The organism is Mycobacterium sp. 4D054 (genome assembly GCF_052245755.1).
Classification (GTDB): domain Bacteria; phylum Actinomycetota; class Actinomycetes; order Mycobacteriales; family Mycobacteriaceae; genus Mycobacterium.
Genome location: NZ_JBQQCF010000102.1, coordinates 1 through 5,839 on the forward strand (window position 1 = coordinate 1; position 5,839 = coordinate 5,839).

Consider the following 5,839-nt stretch of genomic DNA (forward strand, 5'->3'; position numbering starts at 1 on the left):
TCCTCGGCATCGTGAACTACGGTGAGCATGGGCGTACCTTCCCAACCAGCGCGCCAACGCCGGTCTTGATCGAATACCTGATTCCGTGATGATCATCCTCGGGAAGGTGCGCCCACTTTCAGGCCACCTCGCCGAGCCTCATCCACAGGTATTGATCATTGCTCGGTGAAAGATGTCACCTATTCATGCAGCAGACCCGTTTAGTTATTGGCGGTCAGACGTTCATCCAGGAAAGCGTTGACGGATGGATTCGCGATCACCTGGCTATCACCGTCGGCTTTCTTGCGTGTCCAATGCTTCTTGGACCGTTCGACGACCACCGTGTGCTGCGCGTCGGCGCCGATTAGCATCCGTCGCGTTGACAGAAGCCGGCCGTGCTCGCGAGCCTCACTGCGCGTCGGAGGGCGCATCGCAGTGCACGCCGGGCATAGCCACAGGTTGGCGTGCGGCTCGCTTACGCAGCCCTTGCAGATGTTGATCCCGCAACTGTCGCATGCAACCGCTTTGTCGAGACACACGGCGCAGGTCGTACCGCCGCAGTAGCTACAGGACTCGAAGTTTGTGCCGAAGTGGCCCTCTCGGTCGATCGCGCCGGAATCGAACAGGTACCCCGTGCTGGCATTCACTCGCCTGGCCTCCGTCTGCCCGGCCGCTAGGGTGCGTTCGTACAGCCAGTCGTGACCGTCCTCGACGGTGACGAGCTGCTCGACGCGTGCGCCGATCTCCAGCTGGCTCCAAGCTTTCGTCGGCTGGAAAGCCTGAGCCAGGTTGATCCGGACCCGATCGGGAAGCTTTTCCAGCTGCGGTGTCCTAACCTCAACCGGCGGGTTCCACGCCACACGCGCAGCCCCCGACACATCGGTACCACCTCTGGGCGCACTATTCAGTGCGCCGATCGGATCCACCGTCACGGAGGACTGCACTGCATTGGTCACGGTGGACAGTCGTACCTGATGCGGGTCAGTGAACACGCTGACCGCATCAGCATCCCCCAAGCCCAGCCACCGAGACAAAGCCGTTGCCGCGGGCGCACTCTCGGACCTGTTGATCGCGTACCAAGTGGTCTGCTCTCCGATACGGAGACCAAGCACAGTCAGCGATGCCAACTCGACGATCGCGGCCTCGGCCATCGGTGTGCCATAGCTGACTGCGAGTGCCCGGACCGCGGGGAGCGGCTCCCAGTCCTCGCGGATCCATTGCGGCATGGCCGTTGTTGATGCCCATATTGCTGTCGATTCCTGGGCTACCGAGTGTTCGACGATGGTTCGGCATAGGCCTTGGGTGGAGACGCCGATGGTGTAACCGAAGCGTTCCCACGAGATCTCAAGGTCGGAAGGCGGCGTCGTTGGCATGGCCGCGAATTCGCGAGCCAACCGTGGCGGCGTGGCCGGCGTCGGAGTCGGCTCTTGCCTCGGCGGCGGAAACTCTGAAGAGATGATGCGGATCAGATCCCCAACGGGGCTATCGAATTCCTGGGTTCCAGTACCCGATGCCTGCAACGCGTCGACCGACCAAACCGGACGATACGTGCGCTCGGAACTGACAACAAAGCGCGTAACGTCGGGGGGCGCTTCGGGTTCGAGGTTTTGCACTTTGGGCGCGACCGTGGCGTCCAGGATGCCGCTCGCTGCCAAGGCCAATCGGTCAGCGTCGTCAAGAGTGCTCTTGCCGAATACTTTCCAGGAATCGACAGAGTTATTGCGGACAATGGCCTGTTCGCAGCTGTCACCGCGCTTGACGAGGACGACATCGGCATCGGTGTCGGAGCCGATACGGAGGTCGACGCCCGACAGGGCAAGCAAGGAGGGAAGCGATGCACGCTGGGCATCGGCAGGGGCGTCGAGGCGCGCGCAGGCAGGACATCTGTCCTCAACCCGGCAGTTGCCACACACCGTTCGGTCACACATCGGACATGCGGTGACTTCGGGATCACGTCCGCAGTCTGCGCATGAATGATCCCCGCACAACACGCAGGCAGTGGCCGACACGGTATGCCCGGTAGCGAGGCAACGGCGACAGACCGCAGCGGAGCACCCGGGGCAGTCCGACAGCGCCTGCTGCCCTAGCTCATCGCAGGACGGGCACGCCCAGGAATGACACGAGCCGCACAGCGCCGCGGTGCCGCCCGGGTAGAAGTGGCCATCGCGGCAGACACCGAAGTCGGTTTCCGGCAGGCCCAGCGGGCTGCGCGGCTTGCCGTCGAAGGTCCGGTACGTGTGAACGGCGGTGCCGCGCCCACGCCACATTTCCTTGACTTCCAGCCCGTTGCGCAGTGACGCGGTGAAGGGGCGCCTCGCTTTGGTCAGAAGTGCGGCACACAACTCTGTCGGTAATGGGTGAGTCGCCTTTGCGAGTGCGCGGTTCGGATGGAGTCCGAGTCTGCCCAATGATTCATCGTCAGGTGATTCAAGTTCGAATCCGGGCGCCAAGCCGACAGGTTCCGCGACGGTGTGAAGCTCACGTTCGACAAGGGTGCACTCGCTCGGCGAAGGGAACGGCGCAGTGATGGACGTTACTTCGTTAATGCGCTTGCCGAGTCTCCCGCCGGGCATTTTGATCGAGTTGAGGTAGTCGAAGCAGGAGATCTCGTAAGCAAGGTTCCTGCCGTCCGGGCATGCGGTCCATGTATCGGGTTGCGTCTTCCCGTCCGTCGACACAGAGACAAGTACTGCCTCATTTCGAGCCTGCAGCGAAATTCGTGTCCCAGCGAGGACTGCGTGGCCGATTGTTGGACTGTCGAGGGTTGGTTTCGTCCACTGGATCGCTTCGAACTGGCGATCGGCAACGGAGATGCTGCCGTCATCCTCGACCATGGACACCTCTTTGGCGAGACCGTCTGCTTCGAGGTAGATGTCCGTGAAGCTGGAGCGACGTGTGACCATCACCGTGGGCGGCGCCGGGGGTGGTGCGTCCGATCGGAGTTTGTGCAGCAGCTTCCCTAAACTCATTGCGCGTTCGGGCGTTACAACTGCATCGTCGAGCTTCGGAATGTCGGTGATTGCTGCAGCATCTATGGCCGAGCCCAGCGCCGCCGCGATACTGAACTCTGTCTCAACTGCTGATGTCGAACTGAGCCGCGCACGGGTGCGGTCTTGTGCATCGCGACGCCCGATGAGCTTGCGTAGCGTGACGCCGCAGTCGAGTGGCAGTCCGTTTGTCAAGGCGTATGACCGCATCCGCTTCCGGTTCGGGTCATCGATATCCTCGTTGCGAACGACAGTGTGCGACGATCCGTCCGGCCGGTGCAGTTCAGCAACGCGGTTGCCGACCAGCAGGGTAGTTCCGCCGTTTAAACGCCAACCGACCACGAAATCACTGTCCAACTCAGGCACCCGCTGCGGGGATGCGCACCCGCTGCACAGTCCGCCGCCGGCAGCACGGCAGGCACCACAGCTAGCCAGTCCGCAGACCGGGCAGTCGGCGAACACGGCATCTTCACCGCAGGCCCTGCAGAGCACGTGATCACACGACTCGCAGTACTGCGTCTCCGATTCGTCGACGCAATGCGAGTCCGAGCACAACGCCAGCACCTCGATCGGGTCACCGGACGCATCGCTTTCGACCAGCGGCGGCTCCGGATCCTCCCACTCGTAGGTCAAAGTGGTTTCCGAGTCGTTGGGGCCGGTCCAGGTTTCCTCCACCAGCCAGTCATCTTCATCGAGGGTGAGTGCGAGCATCTTGGCCCGAGCACGCACGTCCGGAACCCGGCTGAGGCGCTTCTCTTCCGAATCCAACGCGCGCTGCAGTCGGATACTGTCCTCGTAGGAGGCTTCGTAAATCTGCGCGGTGTATCCGGTACGGATACGTGTCAGCTCAGCGGCCTGATCGGCTTCCACCTTCTCCGACAGGTCGCGCCGCAGCTTCTCCAATTGACTGGTCGCCGCTTTCTCGAACGCAGCGATCACCTCGGTCGGGGTACCGAATGCCGCGGGAAGGGTTTCGCCGTCCTGCAATGGTCTGCGGGGGAGCCGCACTTCGTGGTGACCGTTGATGTCCGCCGTCAGCAGATGCTCTGTCGTCTCGCTCTCACCCACCGCCGCACGGAACGTTGCCTGCCCGCTCCACGAACCCGAGGGGACAAGACGCCTACGCAACAACGTCACGTTGGCAGCGCGATTGAGCGGGCTGTCACCGATGTCGTCCGGAACCACCGGCACGGTTGCGTGCATATCGCCACGCATGCGAAGCAACCCGAGGATCTCGTCGAACACCGGTGAGCCGACGGCGCACAGCTCGGCATCCGGATGGTGCTCCATGCCGATGCGGTCGAACGCGAGGTGCATCAGCGTGCGGCCGTCGAGTTCCTGTTCGTACTCTTCGTCGAACTGCGCGGTGATGAAAGCCCCATCGCCCTCACCTGTGTCATGCAGCAACTCCGCGCCAAGGGCTTTGAGGACATTGCGGGTCCAGTTCTGAACTCGACGCTGCCGCATACGTGCGCGTTCACTCACCTCCGGCGCCAGGTCGCTGGATCCCGCCTTGGACAGACCCTTTCGATGCTCGAATGCCGAGGCCATCCAGTTGCTCAGGCCGCTGTCAGCAGCGATGAGTGTGGAGGCGCTTTCGCGAGCCTGTGCCAGCTCGGTGCCGAGTTGGCCCAAAAGGTTCTGCATCTTCTTGTCGTTGTCCGCGAAAAGTGCTTCGAGAATTCGAGTTTCGAAGCTGGCGGACTTCGAATCGTCGAGTTCGCCGAGGATCGTGGTGACCTGGCCGAACAACAGCTCGAACATTCGTAGCTTCTCGGCGAGCAGGCGATACACGCTCTCGTCGATGGTGCCCTGCGCGTACAGATTCGCGATGAACACCTCGTCCTTGGGCTGGGTGAGGCGGTCGACGCGGCCGATCCGCTGTTCGATCCGCATCGGATTCCAGGGCAGGTCGAAGTTGAGCACGCAGTTGCAGAACTGGAGGTTCTGGCCCTCGGCACCCGCGTCGGTCGAGATCATCACTGGCGCCTCGCCTGACCGGAATGCGGCGATCGTGGCCGCGCGTTCACCGGCAGACATCGACCCATGGAACGAGCGCGCGGTGATCCCCTCGACCTCCATGCGGCGAAGGAGACCGGTCACGGTGTCGGTGTGCTGGGTAAAGATCAGGACTCGGCCGTGCTCCTTAAGCCACTTGTGGGTGATTTCGACGGCGGTGTTCTCACGTGCGGAATCGTTGATGTCCATCGCGAGGTGGCCGACTTCGGTGAGCACTGCTCGCACCTTGGGGTCGGGATGCCTCTCGGCCATCCTCAGCGCGGTGGTCCCCATCGAGAACGGGCTGGCCGTGAGCCGGAGTGCGAGGCTGCGTCGGCGCATGGTGTCACTGGGGTCGGTCATCACGCTGCGCAGCAGGTTCGTGCAGAGCGCGTAGAGCTCACGCTCGCGGGGCGCGAGCGTCACCGGCACGTCGACTGCGCGGCGGGTGACACGATCGACCCCGGCCTGCGCACGGGTCGTGCGGATCATCGCGCTGCTGATCAAACGTCGCAGTGCCGCAGGATCATTCGGGGTGCGTGGGTCGTATCCCCGCATGAACTGCCGCTTGAAATCCTGCACAGACGTGAAGGTGCCGGGGCGCAGCAGCTCGACCAGCCGATAGAGCTCCAGCAGATCGTTCTGGACCGGAGTGGCGGTGAGGAACAGGGCATACCGACACGCCGTCGTGAGAGAGGTGATGAACTCGCGGGTTTTCCGGGCGCCGGCACCGGCGGCGCGGTGCGCCTCGTCGACTTTACTGATCGGACTCACGGAACCGGGCCGCGGATCGTGCGGGAATGCATCGCGCACATGTAAGCCACACGACGCGGGTACGGCGTAACTACCCGATTAGATCGGACCGCTGGCTTGCT

Annotated in this window: 1 protein-coding gene; it reads right to left on the reverse strand. The window is 62.9% G+C overall.

Going from position 1 to position 5,839, the window contains the following annotated elements; all coding sequences use genetic code 11:
* Window positions 1–200: 200 nt before the first annotated feature.
* Window positions 201–5,738: a helicase-related protein gene (locus ACTWP6_RS29695; protein WP_443189577.1), complete on the reverse strand. Its 5,538-nt coding sequence runs from the start codon at window positions 5,736–5,738 to the stop codon at window positions 201–203.
* Window positions 5,739–5,839 lie beyond the last annotated feature (101 nt).